Consider the following 16,414-nt stretch of genomic DNA (forward strand, 5'->3'; position numbering starts at 1 on the left):
TAACCTGGGCCGGTGACGTTCCCGAGGATCACCATCGACCCCGAGGTCATGGGCGGCGCGCCCTGTGTCCGGCAGTCCCGGATCCCGGTGGCGACGCTGCTGGCGATGCTGGCCGAGGGCATGACGGTCACCGACATCCTCACCGACCTGCCCTTCCTCGATGAGGAGGACATGGCCGAGGTGTTGAACTTCGCCGCCGACGCGGTGCGTGACCGTACGGCCCGCCCGGCGTGACGTCGGGGCGGGCCGTCGTCGCACCGCGGCGGGTTTACCGGTAGGTTGCTCGCCGTGGAGGAGATCGACCGGGCCATCGTCGCCGCGCTCACCGGGGACGGCCGGCTGTCGTACACCGACCTGGCCGAGAAGGTGGGGCTGTCGGTGTCCGCCGTGCACCAGCGGGTCCGCCGGCTGGAGCAGCGCGGGGTGATCCGGGGGTACGCGGCGCGGGTGTCCTTCGAGGCGCTTGACCTGCCGTTGACGGCGTTCGTGGCGATCCGCCCGTTCGACCCGTCCCAGCCGGACGACGCGCCGGAGCGGCTGGCCCACCTGCCGGAGATCGACTCGTGTTACTCGGTGGCGGGGGAGGACTTCTACCTGCTGCTGGTGCGGGTGGCCGGTCCGGCCGACCTCGAGCGGGTGTTGCAGGAGATCCGGACGGCGGCGAACGTCACCACGCGGACGACGGTGGTGCTGTCCACACCGTACGAGCACCGGCCGCCCAAGGTGGGGGAGTCGGGCCTGGTCCGCGGCCGGGAGCAGTCCGCTTCCTGATTACTTGCGCTGGATGGCCTCGTTGATGCCGGCGCCCAGCGCGACGGCGAGCAGCCAGCCGATGATCACCATGAGCCAGGTCCAGCCGAGCAGGAAGGTGCCCCATCGGCCCTTGGTGGCGTCCGGCACCCACTTATCGACCTCCTGCAGGTTCGCCACCGGGATGAAGAGCTGGACCGAATAGGCGAGCGGGTTGAAGCAGGGGAAGTCGCCGGGGCAGTGCATCTCGTCGTGATGCGCCTGCTCGGTCCTTCCGCCGACCGGTTCCATGAGCCTGGCGTGCTCGGCCGTGTGGTAGATCGGGAAGTTCAGCACGATCAGCGCGAGCGCGATGACGAACGGTCGCCAGAGCTCGTAGCCGTATCCGACGGTGTGACGAAGAAAGCGGTTCCACGTCCGCGCCGGCCATTTCTGGTCGTCCCGTTTGCGGTAGTCCACGCGCCCGGCGATGGCCACCTTGCGCTCGTCCTTGTCCCGGCCCGCCTCCCGGTAGACCCGGCTCAGTTGCTGGTACGGCTGGAGCGAGAACTTCGTGGTGTGCCGGAGGATGTCGAGGCGTTCGTCAGTGGAGATTCCGTCCTCGACGTTCTGGTAGGTGAAGCCCTCCATCGCGGTCCCGGCGACGGGCCAGCTGGACCGGCTGTCCTTGAGCCGCTGGACGGTGGCGAACCGTACGTCGACGAGCCCGCTCGGCGGCTCCGCCAGCCGAAGGGTGAAGGTCCCGCCGACGTGCAGGTTGACCGCGTCGAGCGCCGTCGTGCCGGACACCTCGAGGTGGCCGTCCGACAGGTCGACGTCCCGGTCGACGGTCGCGTCGCGTAGCCGTACCTCGCCGGTCGCCCGGAAGCCCGCGTTGAGCAGGACGTCGCCGCGCCCGACTAGGCCGGTCAGGTCTAGGGCAGGGCTCTCGGTCGAGTCGAACGAGCCGGCGCTGCAGACCAGTTGGCGCCCGACGGTGGCCCGGCTGAGCCGTACCCGGCCGATGGCGCGGAACGTTCCGTCGAGTCGGACGTCGCCGGTGGTGGTCAGTCCGTCCGCGTCGAGTGCGACGTCGCCCTGGTGGGCGAACAGGCCATCGGTGCAGACGAGGGCCTCGTCGATGCCGGCGCCGCACATTCGGACCTGCCCGTCGGCATGGAAACCGTGGGCGCACTGCGGGTCCCGATCCAGGTAGGCGCTACCTGAGCAGTTGAGGCCGGTCAGGTCCAGCGCGACACCGGCCGGATTGTCGAAGCGGCCACTGGTGCAGGTGAGCTGGCGGGTCAGTACCGCGCCGATCAGTCGTACCCCGCCGTCGGCGTGGAACCCCCGGTCGAGGTACACGTCCTTCGCGGCCAGCCGTTCGGCCTCGATGGCGGCGCCACATCGGCTGGTGAAGGTACTGGCGGTGCAGCTCACCTCGCCGTCGATCTGCGCGCCCACCAGGCGTACGGTCCCCTCGGCACGCAGTCCCTGGTCGAGGTAGCAGCCGAGTTCCGCGCGGAGTGAGTCGGCGCGCAGCGCCACGCCGTCAGGGTTCTCGAGTCGCGCCCTGCGGAACGACACGGTGGTCGCCCGTGCCCAGCAGAGCCGGACCTCCCCGGTGGCGCGGAAGTCCCGGTCGCCGCGCAGTTCCCCGCCCACGGTCACCGACGTCGCGTCGAGCGCCAAGCCGGAGCCGTTGTCGAACCGCGCGGAGCGAAGATCGAGATCCTTTCCGACGTGGCTGGACGCCAGAAGCACCTCTCCTGAGACCTTCGCACCGTCGAGACGGACCGATCCCTCGACGACCATCGCCGGTCCGTTGAACGCTGTGCGGCCCGGGCGGTGTTCGAGGGAGGTCTCGCTGAGTCTCAGGTCCTCCTTGATCTGCGCGCCGGCGAAACTCGTCCGGATCAGGTGGCACTTGAGGGCGCTGATGCCCTTGGTCGCGACGATCTCGTCGGCGTGCAGGCCGGTCATCCGGCAGTCGACGAACTCGATGAGTTCGTCGCAGTTAGCCCAGGACAGGTCCACGTCGTCGGCGAAGTGGCAGTCGGTGAACCGCAGGCCGTGCTTGAGGTGCTGCCGGGACAGGTCCAGCCGCCCCTCGATCCGCACCTTGTTCAGGGTCACCCGGTCGACGTCCGGGATCGGGTGGCTGCACAGGGAGCGGACGAAGTCCGCCCGTAGGGTCTGACCCTCGAACTGGGTGAACCTGTCCTCCGGGTCGCCGGCGACGAGGCCCGTGTGTTCGCGTAGCGTGGGTTCGATCTTCCTGCCGCACACGATGCCCCCGAGCGCGGGTGGGGTTCGGTTGCGTGTCCGAACCGGGCCTGAAGAATCGTAACTTTCGGTGCGGGTCGGGCAGGCGCGATCGCCGGCATCCGGCGTGCGGGCGGGGGCTTCGGCGGACGGCGCGGGTGCCCGGTCGCTCACCCGGCGGTGAGCCGTCCAGGCCGGTTCAGCGTCCGTTCCAGCGCAGGATGACCGGGCGGCCGTGCTCGTAGCCGAGGACGGAGACGGTGGCGGTGTCCAGGCGCAGCTTGCCGCCGCCGGCGGGCGGCAGGCCGATCCAGCGGGCGCCCAGCACCCGGAGGCTGTGCCCGTGGCCGACCAGGGCGACGCTGCCGCGGTCCAGCAGGGGAGTGACCCGGGTCAGGAGTCGGTCGATGCGGGCGCCGATCTGCTCCGGCGTCTCCCCGCCGGGGCCGCCGTCGGCCCAGATGTTCCATCCCGGGTGGTCGGCCTGGATGTCGTCGCTGGTGCGGCCCTCGTAGTCGCCGTAGTTCCACTCGGCCAGGTCGTCGTCGACCGCGTCGACGGTGAGGCCGGCGAGCTGGGCGGTGCGCAGGGCGCGCTGGCGGGGACTGGCCAGGACCCGGGCGAAGCGGCGGCCCACCAGCACGCCGCCGAGGGCGCGGGCCTGTCGCTCGCCGTCGGGTGTCAGCGGCAGGTCGGTGTACGAGGTGTGCCGGTGGCTGGCACTCCAGGTGGTCTCGCCATGGCGTACCAGCACGATCTCGCTCACCCGCCCAGTTAACCACCGGTCGGTGGCTCGGGCCGGGCGAGCGTCCGCTCGATCGCCACCAGGTCACCTATCTTCCTAGGATGCCCTAGCGGAGGTGGCACCCCTCACCCGGTTTGCGGTCGACGACACCGGGCAAGCGACGAAGACCCGCACCCGATCGAAGGTCGAGGAGGCGAGATGAGCTTCACCGAGAAGGCGAAGAACAAGGCCGAGGAGCTGAGCGGCGCCGCGAAGGAGCGGCTCGGCGACATGACCGACAACGAGCGGATGCGCGCCGAGGGAGCCACCCAGCAGAGCACGGCCAAGGCGCGGCAGGCCGGCGAGCACGTCAAGGATGCCGGTCGCGACGTCCGGAGCTCGTTCGAGAAGTGATGCGGAAGTGCGCGGGGGCCACCGGTTCAACCGGTGGCCCCCGCGGCCGTCTCCGGCTTGCAATCGGTACCGGGGTACGGGCTTACCGTCGGAGGATGAGCCTGACCGACGAGACCTGGGTGCCGGGGTCGTGCGCCCTGCCGACGGTGGACCGGCCACTGCGGATGGCCGAGTTCGACGACCTGTTCGCGACCGCGCTGCGCGGCCAGGCCAGGCCCGCGCCGGCCGCCCTGATCTGGGATTTCGCGCCGAAGGCCGCGGCCCGGGTACGGGAGTTGATCGAGCGGGAGTCCGCCTGCTGCCGGTTCTTCGTCTTCACGGTCTCCGCCTCGGCGGCGACCGTCCGGGTCGAGGTGGCCGTTCCGGAAGCGCACGTCGACGTGCTGGACGCGTTGGCCGGGCGGGCGGCGCGGAGCCTGCGGTGACGGGCCTGCGCAGCGGGGAACTGGCCCGGGCGGCCGGGGTCCATCCGCAGACGGTGCGCTACTACGAGCGGCGGGGACTGCTGGCGGAGCCGGAGCGTACCGCCGGTGGGCATCGGGTGTATCCGGCCGAGGCGGTGTCGGTGCTGCGGGCGGTCCGGGCGGCGCAGCGGTTGGGGTTCTCGCTGGCGGAGGTGGCCGGACTGCTGGGCGTACGGGCGGGTCGGCGGTCCGGGGCGGCGGACCTGCGACGGCAGGCGGTGGGGAAGCTGGCCGAGGTGCAGGAGCGGATCGCGGAGTTGCAGGTGGCCGCGGCGGCGCTGCGGGCGGCGGTGGAGGCGGGCTGCGCCGATCTGGTGGAGTGCGCCGGCCGGGAGTCCTGTCCGATCCCGTTCGAGGCGTCGGGTGGGGGCGTCGCGGGTGGTGGTTAGGGTCGCGGCGTGACGGTGCTGCGTTCCCTGGTGTTGTTCGTGCTGGCCGCGCTGGCGGAGATCGGCGGTGCGTGGCTGGTCTGGCAGGGCTGGCGGGAGCAGCGGGGCCTGTGGTGGGTGGCGGCCGGGGTGGTGGCGTTGGGGGCGTACGGGTTCGTGGCGACGTTGCAGCCGGATGCGAACTTCGGGCGGATCCTGGCGGCGTACGGAGGTGTGTTCGTGGCCGGTTCGCTGGTGTGGGGGATGGTGGTGGACGGCTTCCGCCCGGATCGGTGGGACGTGACCGGGGCGGTGATCTGCCTGGCCGGCGTGGCGGTGATCATGTACGCGCCGCGGGGCGCGTGAGACGCGGCGGCGCCCCGCGACACGGGTCGCGGGGCGCCGGCGGGTGGTGCGGGGTCAGTCGTCGCGGTGGGCGGCCCACCAGGACTGGCCGGCCTCGGGCAGGGTGTCGATCGGGTCGTAGTAGGCGTAGCGCTTGTTGAGCGCTTCGAGGTCGGCCGACTCGATCGAGGTGCGGTAGTTCTTGGTCCAGTAGGAGATGCCGCGTTCGCGGTCGTACTCGGTCAGCATGTGCACCCAGCGCTTGCCGACGAAGGGGACGTCGCAGACGATGCGCGGGGTGGCGTAGCCGGGCAGGTAGCCCATGATGTCGTGCTGGAGCTGCTGGGCGTGCCAGACGGGGACCCGCCAGTGCTCGGCGTTGGGGATCATGTCGCACATGTAGAAGTAGTACGGCAGGATGCCCGCCTCGCCCTGGAGTGCGAAGCAGAGGTCGAGCAGGTCCTCGCTGGTGGCGTTGACGCCGCGCATGAGCACGCCCTGGTTGCGGACGTCGCGGACGCCGACGTCGAGGGCGGTCTGGGCGGCCTTGGCGACCAGGGGGGTGATCGACTGGGCGTGGTTGACGTGGGTGTGGATGGCCAGGTTGACGCCGCGGCGGGCGGCGGTGCGGGCGACCCGCTCCAGGCCTTCGACGACGTCGTTCTGGAGCCAGTGCTGGGGCAGGCCCATGAGGGCCTTGGTGGCGAGCCGGATGTCGCGGACGGTCTCCAGCTCCAGCAGCCGCATCAGGTACGACTCGAGGTTGCGCCACGGCACGTTGGCCACGTCGCCGCCGGAGACGACGACGTCACGGACGCCGGGGTGGGCCTTGAGGTACGCGATGTGGGCGTCGTAGCGGTCGACGGGCTTGAGGGTGAGCTTGAGCTTGTCGACGGCGGGGGTGGAGTTGCCGACCAGGTCCATGCGGGTGCAGTGGCCGCAGTACTGGGGGCAGGTGGAGAGCAGTTCGGCGAGCACCTTGGTGGGGTAGCGGTGGGTGAGGCCCTCGGCGACCCACATGTCGTGCTCGTGGAGGCTGTCGCGGCTGGCGTACGGGTGTGACGGCCAGTCGGTGCGCCGGTCGGAGGCGACGGGGATCATGTAGCGCCGGACCGGGTCGGCGAGGAACGCCTCGGTGGTCATCGGCGCGAACGGCACCATCGTGTTGATCATCTGTGGCGGCACCAGCATGGACATGGTGGCCAGGGCCTTCTGGTCGGCCTCGAGGTCGGCGTAGAAGGTCTCGTCGACGGTGTCGCCGAGGACGGTGCGCAGCTGCTTGATGTTCTTGACGCAGTTGACGCGCTGCCACTGGGCGTTCTCCCACTGCTCGCGGGTGACGTGTCGCCAGCCGGGGAAGCGGGCCCAGTCGGGTTCGACCAGGGGGCTGCGGCGGTATTCGTAGGGCTGCCCGGCGGTCGGTACGGCGACCGGGGCGTGACGAGGCCCCGGGATGGTGTCAACCGGTTGGGTCTGGGTCACGGCCCCTCCTCGGATTGGTGGCTCGGTTTGATCAACGATCACGAAGGCTACTGGAAAATATCCGGTGAAGAAATTAGTCTGCCGTAAGTTTTCCCGCGATGCGAGCCCTGACCAGGGCATCGGGCGGCAACAGGGGGAGGTCGGCGTGACGTCACCGGTGGGTCTGCACCGCGTCGTGGAACCGGCGGGAGTGCTGCCGCAGGCGGCCTGGCGGCTGGACGCCAGGCCCGAGATCGCCCCGAACGAGGTGCGCATCCGGGTGCAGCGGCTCAACCTGGACGCGGCGAGCTTCCGGCAGCTGTCGGAGAAGCACGGCGGGGACGGGGAGAAGGTCCGCGCCGAGGTGCTCGACATCGTCGCCACCCGGGGCAAGATGCAGAACCCGGTGACCGGTTCGGGCGGCATGCTGATCGGCACCGTCGAGGAGGCCGGCCGGCGCTCGCCGCTGGGCCTCAAGGCCGGTGACCGGGTGGCGACGCTGGTGTCGCTGACCCTGACGCCGCTGACCATCCTCGACGGGCTGGCCCGCTGGGACGGGCGCAGCGAGCAGGTGCCGTGCGACGGGTACGCGATCCTGTTCGCCCGCTCCATCGCCGCGGTACTCCCCGACGACCTGCACCCGGAGCTGTCCCTGGCGGTGCTGGACGTGTGCGGGGCGCCGGCGTTGACCGCGCGGGTGGTGGCCGAGCAGGTGGCGCGGCGCCAGCGCGAGGGTGATCCCCGGCCGGTGGGTGTCGCGGTGATCGGTGGGGCCGGCAAGAGCGGGTCGCTGTCGCTGGCGGCGGCGCGGCGGGCGGGCGCGGGTCGTACCGTCGGGGTGGTGCCGGTGGTCGCGGAGCGCGACGCGCTGGCGGGGGTGGGTCTGGCCGACGCGGTCGCGTTGGCCGACGCCCGTGATCCGGTGGCGTTGTCGACGGCGGTGACCACCGCGTTGGGTGCGCCGGCGGACGTGACGGTGGTCTGCGTGGACGTGCCGGGCTGTGAGCACGGCGCGGTGCTGGCCACGGCCGACGGCGGCACGGTGATCTTCTTCTCGATGGCGACGAGCTTCGCGGCGGCGGCGTTGGGTGCGGAGGGCCTGGCGGCGGACGTGACGATGCTGGTGGGCAACGGGTACGTGCCGGGGCACGCGGAGCTTGCGTTGCAGTTGTTGCGGGCCGAGCCCGGGGTCCGTGCGTTGTTCACCTCCCGGCTGGCGGCAGACTGAACCCCATGACGAACCCCTCGACGACGCGCCCCTCGACGTTGTACCGCGGTGGCGTGCTGCACTGTCCGGCGGAGCCGAGCGCCACGGCGTTGCTGGTGCGCGACGGCCGCATCGCCTGGTTGGGTGTCGACGCGGACGCGCCGGCCGCCGATCGGGTGGTGGAGCTCGACGGTGCGCTGGTGACCCCGGCGTTCGTGGACGCGCACGTGCACGCCACGGACACCGGCCTGGCGCTGTCGGGGCTGGACCTGTCGTCGGTGCGGTCGGCGGGGGAGCTGCTGGACGCGGTCGCCGCGTTCGCGGGTCGGCTGCCGGCGGACGCGGTGGTGCTGGGGCACGGGTGGGACGAGTCGAACTGGGCGGACCCCACGCTGCCGGACGCGGACGCGGTGGACCGGGCGGCGGGTGGCCGGCGGGTGTACCTGTCGCAGGCGTCGATCCATTCGGCGTTGGTGTCGCGGGCGTTGCTGGCGGCGTGTCCGGAGGCGGCCGCGGCGCCGGGTTTCGACGCGTCGGGGTGGTTGCGGCGGGACGCGCACCATGTGGTGCGGGCGGCGGCGCAGGGGTCGGTGACGCGGGCGCAGCGGGTGGCGGCGCAGCGGGTGGCCCTGGCGCACGCGGCGTCGTTGGGGATCGCTGCGGTGCACGAGTGCGGTGGTCCGGAGATCTCCGACGAGGAGGACTTCACGGGCCTGCTGGGTGTCTCCGGGGACGGGGTGCCGGAGGTGTACGGGTACTGGGGTGAGCTGGGTGGCGCGGCGCGGGCCCGGGAGCTGGGTGCGGTGGGCGCCGGGGGTGACCTGTTCGCCGACGGGGCGTTGGGGTCGCGGACGGCGCACGTGTCGGCGGCGTACCTGGACGGGGAGCCGGGCGGGTGCGGGCACGGGTACGTCACGGCCGAGCAGGTGCGGGACCATCTGCTGGACTGTGCGGCGCACGGCATGCAGGGCGGTTTCCACGCCATCGGCGACGCGGCGATCTCGACGGTGCTGGAGGGTTTCGCGGGGGCGGCGGCGCGGCTGGGCACGGAAAGGTTGCGGGCGGCCCGGCACCGGATCGAGCACGCGGAGATCATGAGCAAGCGGTTGATCGCCGGGTTCGTGGAGTACGGGATCGTGGCGTCGATGCAGCCGGCGTTCGACCGGTTGTGGGGTGGCGCGGGGCGGATGTACGAGTCGCGGCTGGGCCTGGACCGGTCGTTGGAGTCGAATCCGATGGGTGCGATGCACTCGGTCGGGGTGGCGTTGGCGTTCGGGTCGGACTCGCCGGTGACGCCGCTGGATCCGTGGGGTTCGGTGCGGGCGGCGGCGGCGCACCACAACCCGGTGCAGCGGATGAGTGTGCGGGCGGCGTTCGCGGCGCACACCCGGGGCGGCTGGCGGGCGGTGCATCTGGACAACGAGGGCGTGATCGCGTTGGGTGCGCCGGCGACGTTCGCGGTGTGGTCGACGCCGGCGGGCGTGGAGCGGGGTCTGCCGGTGGTGCAGGCGGAGGATCCGGAGGCGCGGGGTGCGGACGATCCGACGCCGCTGCCGGTGTGCCGGGCGACGGTGCTGCGCGGTGAGGTCATCTACGAGGAAGGCGTTTCGTGAGCGAGCTTGCGAGCGAACCATCGACACAGTGTGACGCCGGCACGGCGTCGCCGAGCGCGGCGAGGTGACGGCGTGACAGGGAAGCTTGACCTGGATCCGGTGCTGGTGGCCCGGGCGCGGGAGTTGGCGCGGCGCGCCGGGCAGCCGGTGGTGGATCTGGCGCGCAGCCACACCACGGTGTCGGTGGAGCGGGCGGTGCTGCGGCTGGCCGGGGTGACCGGTGCGGATCCGGACGGCATTCCGTGGGTGAACCGCCTCGTCGACGCGGTGGTCGCCGACATCGGGTTGGGTCACGGGGTGGCGGCGCCGGTGTTCGACGCGATGGCCCGGGAGGGCCTGACCGATGTGACGTTGCTGGCGCAGAAGGCGGCGGCCGGGTCGGTGCGGTTCGGGGTGCCGGCGGGGAAGGCGGCCACCTCGGCGCGGAAGGCGGCCCGTAAGGCGGTCGGCGCGGGGATCCGGCAGGTGGACCGGCGGCGGGTCGAGCGGGACCGGCTGGTGAAGCGGTACGGGGATCCGAAGCAGCGGCCGTGGATCTATCTGATCGTGGCCACCGGCGACATCTACGAGGACATTCCGCAGGCGCAGGCGGCGGCGCGGGCCGGCGCGGACGTGATCGCGGTGATCCGGTCGACGGGTCAGTCGCTGTTGGACTATGTGCCGGAGGGCGCGACCCGGGAGGGTTTCGCCGGCACGTACGCCACGCAGGAGAACTTCCGGCTGATGCGGGCCGCTCTGGACGAGTCGTCGAAGGAGCTGGGCCGGTACGTGCGGCTGACGAACTACGCGTCGGGGCTGTGCATGCCGGAGATGGCGACCCTCGCGGGCCTGGAACGCCTGGACATGATGCTCAACGACTCGATGTACGGGATCCTGTTCCGCGACATCAACCCGATCCGTACGTTCGTTGACCAGCGGTTCTCCCGGCAGGTGCACGCCCGGGCGGGGATCATCATCAACACCGGTGAGGACAACTACCTGACCACCGCGGACGCGGTGGACGAGGCGCACACGGTGACGGTGTCGCAGCTGCTCAACGAGTACTTCGCGCACGAGGCGGGGTTGGCGGACTGGCAGTTGGGGCTGGGGCACGCGTTCGAGATCAACCCGGAGGTGCCGGAGTCGTTCCGGTTGGAGTTGGCGCACGCGCTGCTGGCCCGGGAGTTGTTCCCCGACGCGCCGTTGAAGTGGATGCCGCCGACGAAGCACATGACCGGGGACGTGTTCCGGGGCAACCTGCTCGACGGGTTCTTCAACCTGGTGGGCACCATGACCGGGCAGGGGATCCTGCTGGTGGGGATGATGACGGAGGCGGTGGTGACGCCGTGGTTGTCGGACCGGGACATCGCCCTGCAGAACGTCCGCTACGTGCTGGGTGCGGCCGGTGGGCTGCACGAGGACTTCGTGCCGGCGGCGGGCGGGTTCATCCAGCAGCGCGCCAACCGGGTCCTCGGCGAGGCCCTCGACCTGCTGGAGCGCATCGGTGACCAGTCGCTGTTGACGGCGATCGCCGAGGGCACGTTCGGGATCATGAAGCGGCCCGCGGACCGGGGCAAGGGCCTCGACGGGGTGGCCCGGCACGAGGCCGGCTACTTCAACCCGGCGTCGGACCTGCTTGAGGAAGGGGCGACCCGATGAGCAGCGAGGAGCGCAGCGCCTTCCACGGTCACCCGGTGGAGCCGGGCGACAAGCGGGTCGTGCGGCCGTACGGGGACACCAGCGGCGACGGGATGGTGCAGATCAGTTTCACCCTGCCGGTGCCGCACACGAAGCGGGCCGAGGGCGCGGCGGTGCAGCTGGCGAACAAGATGGGCATGGACCCGGCGATGCTGGTGCACGCCAAACCGATCGGTGACGGGTTCACCTTCTTCGTCGTCTACGGGCGGGTCAACCACCTGGTGGACATGTCCAAGGTGCACGTGGTGGAGCGGGACTACCCACTGCTGGGCGCCAAGGAGGTCAACGCGGTGGTGAAGCAGCGGTTGCGGCGCAAGCTGTCGGTGGTGGGGGCGTGCATCGGCACCGACGCGCACACCGTGGGCATCGACGCGATCCTCAACGTCAAGGGCATCGCCGGTGAGAAGGGCCTGGAGTACTACCGGGAGTTGAAGGTCACCAACCTGGGTGCGCAGGTCAGCGTGCCGGAGCTGGTGGAGGCCGCCCGGGTGGAGAAGGCCGACGCGGTGCTGGTGTCGCAGGTGGTGACGCAGCGCGACGCGCACCTGCACAACACCCGGGAGATGTCGGCGGCGTTCCGGGAGGCGATGCCGGCGGGGAAGCGGCCGCTGCTGATCGTCGGCGGGCCGCGGTTCGACGAGACGATGACCGCCGAGCTGGGCGTGGACCGCATCTTCGGCCGGGGCACCACCCCCGGTGAGGTCGCGTCGTACCTGGTCCACGCGTTGATCACGAACAGGAAGCAGAAGGCATGAGCGAGCAGGACCCCCGGGTCGGGTTGACCGTCACCCACCGCCGGTACGTGCCGTACTCCCACGCCCACTACGCGGGGAACCTGGTCGACGGGGCGTACGCGGTGGGGTTGTTCGGGGACGTCGCCACGGAGGTGTGTATCCGCACCGACGGTGACGAGGGGCTGTTCGCGTCGTACTCGGACGTGCAGTTCCGGGCGCCGATGAAGGCCGGAGACGTGCTGGAGGTGCTGGCCACGGTGACCCGGGTGGGCACCCGTAGCCGGACCATCGACTTCGAGGCGCGGGTGGTGTGCCGCGGGCGTCCGGACAAGGGTGAGTCGGCCGCGGAGGTACTCGACACCCCGATCGTGGCGGTCACCGCGACCGGCACCGTGGTAGTCCCGCCAGTTCAGTGAGCGTCGCGGTCTGCGCCGACGTCGGGTCGACGTACACGAAGGTCGCGGTGGTGGACCTGGACGGCGGCCGGCTGGTGGCGGCGGCGTCGGCGCCGACGACGGTCGGCACGGACGTGCTGCACGGCCTGGACGCGGCCGTCGCGGCGGCCACCGCCGGTCTCGACGCCGCCGGGGCGCCCTGGTACGTGTGCTCGTCGGCCGGTGGTGGGTTGCGGCTGGCCGTGGTCGGCTACGAGCCTCTCGTCACGGCTCAGGCGGGCCGGCGGGTGGGCCTGTCGGCGGGGGCGAACGTGGTGCACGTGGCCGCCGGGCGGCTCGGCGCGGCGGAGCTTGCCGCGTTGCGGGCGGCCCGCCCGGACGTGGTGCTGCTGGTCGGTGGCACCGACGGCGGTGACGCCGAGGTGCTGACCCACAACGCGACGCGGCTGGCGAAGGCCCGCTGGCGGGTGCCGGTGGTCCTCGCCGGCAACGCCGACGCCCGGGTGGAGCTGTGCGACCTGCTGGCGGCGGCGAAGGTGCCGGTGACGGCGGCGGAGAACGTGCTGCCCCGCATCGGGGTGCTCGCCCCGGCGTCGGCGCGCGCGGCGATCCGGGAGGTGTTCCTGCGGCACGTCATCGGCGGCAAGCGGCTGTCGCGGGGTGGCCGGTTCGCGGCCCTGGTGCGGGCCGCCACGCCGGACGCGGTGCTGACCGGGGTGGAGGTGCTGGCCGACAGCCTCGGCGGTGACCTGGTGGTGGTGGACGTGGGTGGCGCCACCACCGACGTGTACTCGGTGCTCACCCCCGACGAGCGGGACACCGGCCCGGGCCGGGAGGTCGCCGGGACGCTGTGGCGGGCCCGGACCGTGGAGGGTGACCTGGGCATGCGGTGGTCCGCGCCGGGGGTGGTGCGGGCGGCGGTCGAGGAACGCCTGCTGGACCCGGCGCAGGTCGACGACCTGGCCGCCGCGGCGGCGGCCCGCGCCGCCGACCCGGGGTTCCTGCCCGGCGGCGACGCCGACCGGGCGGCCGACCGGCGGATCGCGGCCCTGGCGGCGACGGTGGCGGTGCGCCGGCACGCCCGGGGTGGCGCCACCGGTGAGCGGGGTGGGCGGGACCTGCGCGACGTGCGGCTGCTGGTGGGTTCCGGTGGGGTGCTGCGGCACGCCGACCCGGGCGACGCCGGTCAGGTCCTCGCGGCGGTGCTGACCGACTTCGCCGGCGGGTGGCCGGTGCCGCGCGACGCCCGCCCGGTGGTCGACGTGGACTACGTGCTGGCCGCGGCGGGGCTGCTGGCCGACGAGCATCCGGGGGTGGCGCGGGGGTTGCTGCGTCACCACCTCGGCGGGCATTGAGACGCGCCGACGCGACACGCCGTGGTCAAACACACGACTGGCCGGGGGTGGGTTGACAGGATCGGGGGGTTGGCACGTACCGTCTTTGAGTCCTACTACGGGAAGCGGCTGTTGTTCGCTTCGTCCTCTCGCCCGCTGGCCGAGCGGCACGACACACCGGTGCGACGTGGTGTGCGTTAGTCGCGGCGGCCAGGTCCAGCGGGCGGGGGTCGGCGGGGCGGCGCGAACCGGCCGCGGTTACCGGTGTACGGGCAGGGTGAGGTGCACGGCCAGTAGACAACGGCCAGGCGGGGGCAGCCAGTCCACCGTCGGGTCGGTCCGAAGGTCGGCGTGCAGCATCCTCGCCCCACCGGCCGGGGAGGGCCTGGGAGCATCGGGGCGCGGCGTATGCCGCGCCCCGATTTCGTTCCGGGGCGCCGTCAGGACGGGCGGGCCCGCACGTGCAGCCGTTCGCCCTGCGGCCCGAACAGGCTCAGCACCTCCGCCGGCCGCGGATCGGGGTTGGCGACGGCGTGCGGCAGTCGGGTGTCGAACTCGGCGACCTCGCCCTCGGTGAGCAGCAGGTCGTGGTCGCCCAGCAGCAGCCGGACCCGCCCCGACAGCACGTACAGCCACTCGTGGCCCTCGTGGGTCTGCGGTTGCGGGTCGGCGGGGGTGTGCTGCGGGAAGATCTGCTTGAAGGCGCGTACGCCGCCGGGGCGGCGGGTCAGCGGCAGGAACGTGATCCCGTGTCGCACGATCGGGCGGGGACGCACCCGTGGGTCCCCGACCGTTGGGGCGCCGACCAGCTCGTCCAGGGGCACCTGGTGGGCGCGGGCCAGGGGCAGCAGCAGTTCCAGGGTGGGCCGTCGGCCGCCGGACTCCAGCCGGGACAGGGTGCTCACCGAGATGCCGGTCAGCTCGGACAACTCGGTCAGGGTGGTGCCGCGTCGGCGGCGCAGCTCCCGCAGTCGGGCCCCGACCGCCGCCAGCACCGCCGCCTCGTCGTTTGCCATACCGGCAAAGATACTTGCCGGCCGGATCGGGGTCGGCGGATCGTGGGCGGCGACGGCGAGACGACGAAGGGTGCCGACGTGGACGACAGGTACGACGTGGTGGTCATCGGTGGTGGCGCGGCGGGGCTGGCCGGGGCGCTGACCCTGGCCCGGGCCCGCCGCACGGTGCTGGTCATCGACGCGGGACAGCCCCGCAACGCCCCCGCCGCCGGGGTGCACAACCTGCTCGGCCACGACGGGACGCCGCCGGCGCGCCTGTACGAGGCGGGCCGCGCGGAGGTGACCCGGTACGGCGGGCACCTGGTCGACGGCACGGCCGAGCAGGCCACCGCCGACGGCGACGGTTTCCGGGTGCGGCTGTCCGACGGGCGGGACGTGCACGCCCGCCGGCTGCTGGTCACCACCGGTGGAGTCGACGAGCTGCCCGACGTGCCCGGCCTCGCGGCGCGGTGGGGACGCGACGTGCTGCACTGCCCGTACTGCCACGGCTTCGAGGTCCGCGACCGGCGGATCGGGGTGCTGGCCGCCGGGCCGCTCGGCGTGCACCAGGCGCTGCTGTGGCGGCAGTGGAGCCCGCACGTCATCCTGCTGACCCACGACGGCCCCACGCCCGACCCGGAGCAGGTCGAGCGGCTCGCCGCCCGCGGGATCGCCGTCGTGCCCGGCCCGGTCACCGCCGTGCGCACCGACGACGACACCCTCACCGGTGTGCTGCTCGCCGACGGCGACCGCGTCGCCCTGGACGCCCTGGCCGTCGCCGCCCGGCTGCACGCCCGCTCCGTCGTGCTGACCGGGCTCGGCCTGACCCCGGTCGACGTCGAGCTGGCCGGGCAGGTGGTCGGCGCGCAGATCCCCGCCGACCCGACCGGCGCCACCACGGTGCCCGGCGTGTGGGTGGCCGGCAACGTCGCCGACCTGCGCGCGCAGGTGGCCACCGCCGCGGCCGCCGGGATGACCGCCGGTGCCGCGATCAACGCCGACCTGGTCGACGCGGACACCCGCGACGCCGTGGCCGCGCACCGGCGGCTGCGCGCCACCATGCACGAACGCGACACCTGGGAGGAGCGCTACCGGTCCCGGCCGGCGGTGTGGAGCGGCCGCCCCAACCCGCAGCTGGTCGCCGAGGCGGCCGACCTGCCCGCCGGGCGGGCCCTCGACGTGGGCTGCGGGGAGGGCGCCGACGCCGTGTGGCTGGCCGGGCGCGGCTGGCAGGTCACCGCCGTCGACCTGGCCGAGGTCGCCGTGGCGCGGGCCGCCGGTCACGCCACCGACGCCGGGGTCGCCGACCGCACCACCTTCATCCAGGCCGACCTGCGGCACGAGCCGCTGCCCGGCACCGGCTACGACCTGGTCACCGCCCAGTACGTGCACCTGCCCGCCGAGCAGCAGCGCGAACTGTGGCAACGGCTGGCCGACGCGGTCGCCCCCGGCGGCACCCTGCTCATCGTCGGGCACCACCCGGCGGACCTGCGGACCGGGGTGCGCCGCCCGCACCTGCCGGAGCTGATGTTCACCGCCGCGCAGGTCGCCGACACCCTCGACCCGCACCGGTGGGCGGTGACCGCCGAGGACCGGCCGCGGGAGATCACCGACCACGACGGGCGGGCCGCCACCGTACGCGACGCCGTGCTGGTCGCCCGGCGGCGCTGACCGCCGTCGCCGCCGCCC

General features: G+C 72.8%; 17 protein-coding genes. 13 read left to right on the forward strand and 4 right to left on the reverse strand.

Annotated elements, in window-relative coordinates; all coding sequences use genetic code 11:
• Positions 1-12: 12 nt before the first annotated feature.
• Both GA0074704_RS16910 and GA0074704_RS16915 read left to right on the forward strand, forming a co-directional pair.
• Entirely contained in the window at positions 13-234 is a 222-nt protein-coding gene (locus GA0074704_RS16910; RefSeq protein ID WP_088971401.1) for a DUF433 domain-containing protein, read from the forward strand.
• A 54-nt stretch (positions 235-288) separates the two neighbouring features.
• Positions 289-771 carry an Lrp/AsnC family transcriptional regulator gene (locus tag GA0074704_RS16915; protein WP_088971402.1) on the forward strand — a complete coding sequence of 161 codons (483 nt, stop codon included), beginning with the start codon at positions 289-291 and terminating at the stop codon, positions 769-771.
• On the opposite strand, the gene GA0074704_RS16920 is transcribed toward GA0074704_RS16915, so the two are convergent.
• Entirely contained in the window at positions 772-3,168 is a 2,397-nt protein-coding gene (locus GA0074704_RS16920) for a hypothetical protein (RefSeq protein WP_157743703.1), read from the reverse strand. It lies immediately after the preceding gene.
• Positions 3,169-3,193: 25 nt separating this feature from the next.
• Positions 3,194-3,760, reverse strand: coding sequence for a histidine phosphatase family protein (locus GA0074704_RS16925; RefSeq protein ID WP_088971404.1), 567 nt, complete (start codon positions 3,758-3,760; stop codon positions 3,194-3,196).
• A 177-nt stretch (positions 3,761-3,937) separates the two neighbouring features.
• Between GA0074704_RS16925 and GA0074704_RS16930 the strand changes: the two genes are divergently transcribed.
• The 4 genes from GA0074704_RS16930 to GA0074704_RS16945 all read left to right on the forward strand — a co-directional run bounded on the left by GA0074704_RS16930 (position 3,938) and on the right by GA0074704_RS16945 (position 5,330).
• Positions 3,938-4,132 carry a CsbD family protein gene (locus tag GA0074704_RS16930; protein ID WP_088971405.1) on the forward strand — a complete coding sequence of 65 codons (195 nt, stop codon included), beginning with the start codon at positions 3,938-3,940 and terminating at the stop codon, positions 4,130-4,132.
• A 95-nt stretch (positions 4,133-4,227) separates the two neighbouring features.
• Positions 4,228-4,557: a hypothetical protein gene (locus GA0074704_RS16935; protein ID WP_197697541.1), complete on the forward strand. Its 330-nt coding sequence runs from the start codon at positions 4,228-4,230 to the stop codon at positions 4,555-4,557.
• Positions 4,554-4,985 (forward strand): MerR family transcriptional regulator, encoded by a 432-nt coding sequence (locus GA0074704_RS16940; RefSeq protein WP_088971406.1) that lies wholly within the window; start codon positions 4,554-4,556, stop codon positions 4,983-4,985. The genes GA0074704_RS16935 and GA0074704_RS16940 overlap by 4 nt, the downstream gene beginning before the upstream one ends.
• Before the next feature lie 9 nt (positions 4,986-4,994).
• Entirely contained in the window at positions 4,995-5,330 is a 336-nt protein-coding gene (locus GA0074704_RS16945) for a YnfA family protein (protein ID WP_088971407.1), read from the forward strand.
• Positions 5,331-5,384: 54 nt separating this feature from the next.
• On the opposite strand, the gene GA0074704_RS16950 is transcribed toward GA0074704_RS16945, so the two are convergent.
• Positions 5,385-6,791, reverse strand: coding sequence for a KamA family radical SAM protein (locus GA0074704_RS16950; protein WP_088971408.1), 1,407 nt, complete (start codon positions 6,789-6,791; stop codon positions 5,385-5,387).
• Between the two features lie 145 nt (positions 6,792-6,936).
• Between GA0074704_RS16950 and kdd the strand changes: the two genes are divergently transcribed.
• The 6 genes from kdd (at position 6,937) to GA0074704_RS16980 (ending at position 13,751) form a co-directional block, all read left to right on the forward strand.
• Positions 6,937-7,998: an L-erythro-3,5-diaminohexanoate dehydrogenase gene (gene kdd / locus GA0074704_RS16955; RefSeq protein WP_088971409.1), complete on the forward strand. Its 1,062-nt coding sequence runs from the start codon at positions 6,937-6,939 to the stop codon at positions 7,996-7,998.
• Between the two features lie 5 nt (positions 7,999-8,003).
• Positions 8,004-9,590, forward strand: coding sequence for an amidohydrolase (locus GA0074704_RS16960; RefSeq protein WP_088971410.1), 1,587 nt, complete (start codon positions 8,004-8,006; stop codon positions 9,588-9,590).
• Positions 9,591-9,662: 72 nt separating this feature from the next.
• Positions 9,663-11,228, forward strand: coding sequence for a lysine 5,6-aminomutase subunit alpha (kamD, locus tag GA0074704_RS16965; protein ID WP_088971411.1), 1,566 nt, complete (start codon positions 9,663-9,665; stop codon positions 11,226-11,228).
• Positions 11,225-12,022 carry a lysine 5,6-aminomutase subunit beta gene (kamE, locus tag GA0074704_RS16970; protein ID WP_088971412.1) on the forward strand — a complete coding sequence of 266 codons (798 nt, stop codon included), beginning with the start codon at positions 11,225-11,227 and terminating at the stop codon, positions 12,020-12,022. Before kamD ends, kamE begins: the two co-directional genes overlap by 4 nt.
• A complete protein-coding gene (kal, locus tag GA0074704_RS16975) occupies positions 12,019-12,417 on the forward strand; it encodes a 3-aminobutyryl-CoA ammonia lyase (protein ID WP_088971413.1) in 399 nt (132 codons plus the stop codon). The genes kamE and kal overlap by 4 nt, the downstream gene beginning before the upstream one ends.
• Positions 12,414-13,751 carry a glutamate mutase L gene (locus GA0074704_RS16980; RefSeq protein ID WP_088971414.1) on the forward strand — a complete coding sequence of 446 codons (1,338 nt, stop codon included), beginning with the start codon at positions 12,414-12,416 and terminating at the stop codon, positions 13,749-13,751. Before kal ends, GA0074704_RS16980 begins: the two co-directional genes overlap by 4 nt.
• Before the next feature lie 419 nt (positions 13,752-14,170).
• On the opposite strand, the gene GA0074704_RS16985 is transcribed toward GA0074704_RS16980, so the two are convergent.
• Positions 14,171-14,746 carry a helix-turn-helix domain-containing protein gene (locus GA0074704_RS16985; RefSeq protein ID WP_088971415.1) on the reverse strand — a complete coding sequence of 192 codons (576 nt, stop codon included), beginning with the start codon at positions 14,744-14,746 and terminating at the stop codon, positions 14,171-14,173.
• A 78-nt stretch (positions 14,747-14,824) separates the two neighbouring features.
• Between GA0074704_RS16985 and GA0074704_RS16990 the strand changes: the two genes are divergently transcribed.
• Positions 14,825-16,396 carry an FAD-dependent oxidoreductase gene (locus GA0074704_RS16990; protein ID WP_088973749.1) on the forward strand — a complete coding sequence of 524 codons (1,572 nt, stop codon included), beginning with the start codon at positions 14,825-14,827 and terminating at the stop codon, positions 16,394-16,396.
• The last annotated feature ends 18 nt before the right edge of the window (positions 16,397-16,414 follow it).

The sequence above is a fragment of the Micromonospora siamensis genome (assembly GCF_900090305.1).
Taxonomy (GTDB): domain Bacteria; phylum Actinomycetota; class Actinomycetes; order Mycobacteriales; family Micromonosporaceae; genus Micromonospora; species Micromonospora siamensis.

Bases quoted from the DNA above. Each gene is read 5' to 3' on its own strand.
- GA0074704_RS16930 (WP_088971405.1), top strand. From the start codon at position 3,938: ATGAGCTTCACCGAGAAGGCGAAGAACAAGGCCGAGGAGCTGAGCGGC.
- GA0074704_RS16935 (WP_197697541.1), top strand. From the start codon at position 4,228: ATGAGCCTGACCGACGAGACCTGGGTGCCGGGGTCGTGCGCCCTGCCG.
- GA0074704_RS16960 (WP_088971410.1), top strand. From the start codon at position 8,004: ATGACGAACCCCTCGACGACGCGCCCCTCGACGTTGTACCGCGGTGGC.
- kamE (WP_088971412.1), top strand. From the start codon at position 11,225: ATGAGCAGCGAGGAGCGCAGCGCCTTCCACGGTCACCCGGTGGAGCCG.
- kal (WP_088971413.1), top strand. From the start codon at position 12,019: ATGAGCGAGCAGGACCCCCGGGTCGGGTTGACCGTCACCCACCGCCGG.
- GA0074704_RS16985 (WP_088971415.1), bottom strand. From the start codon at position 14,746: ATGGCAAACGACGAGGCGGCGGTGCTGGCGGCGGTCGGGGCCCGACTG.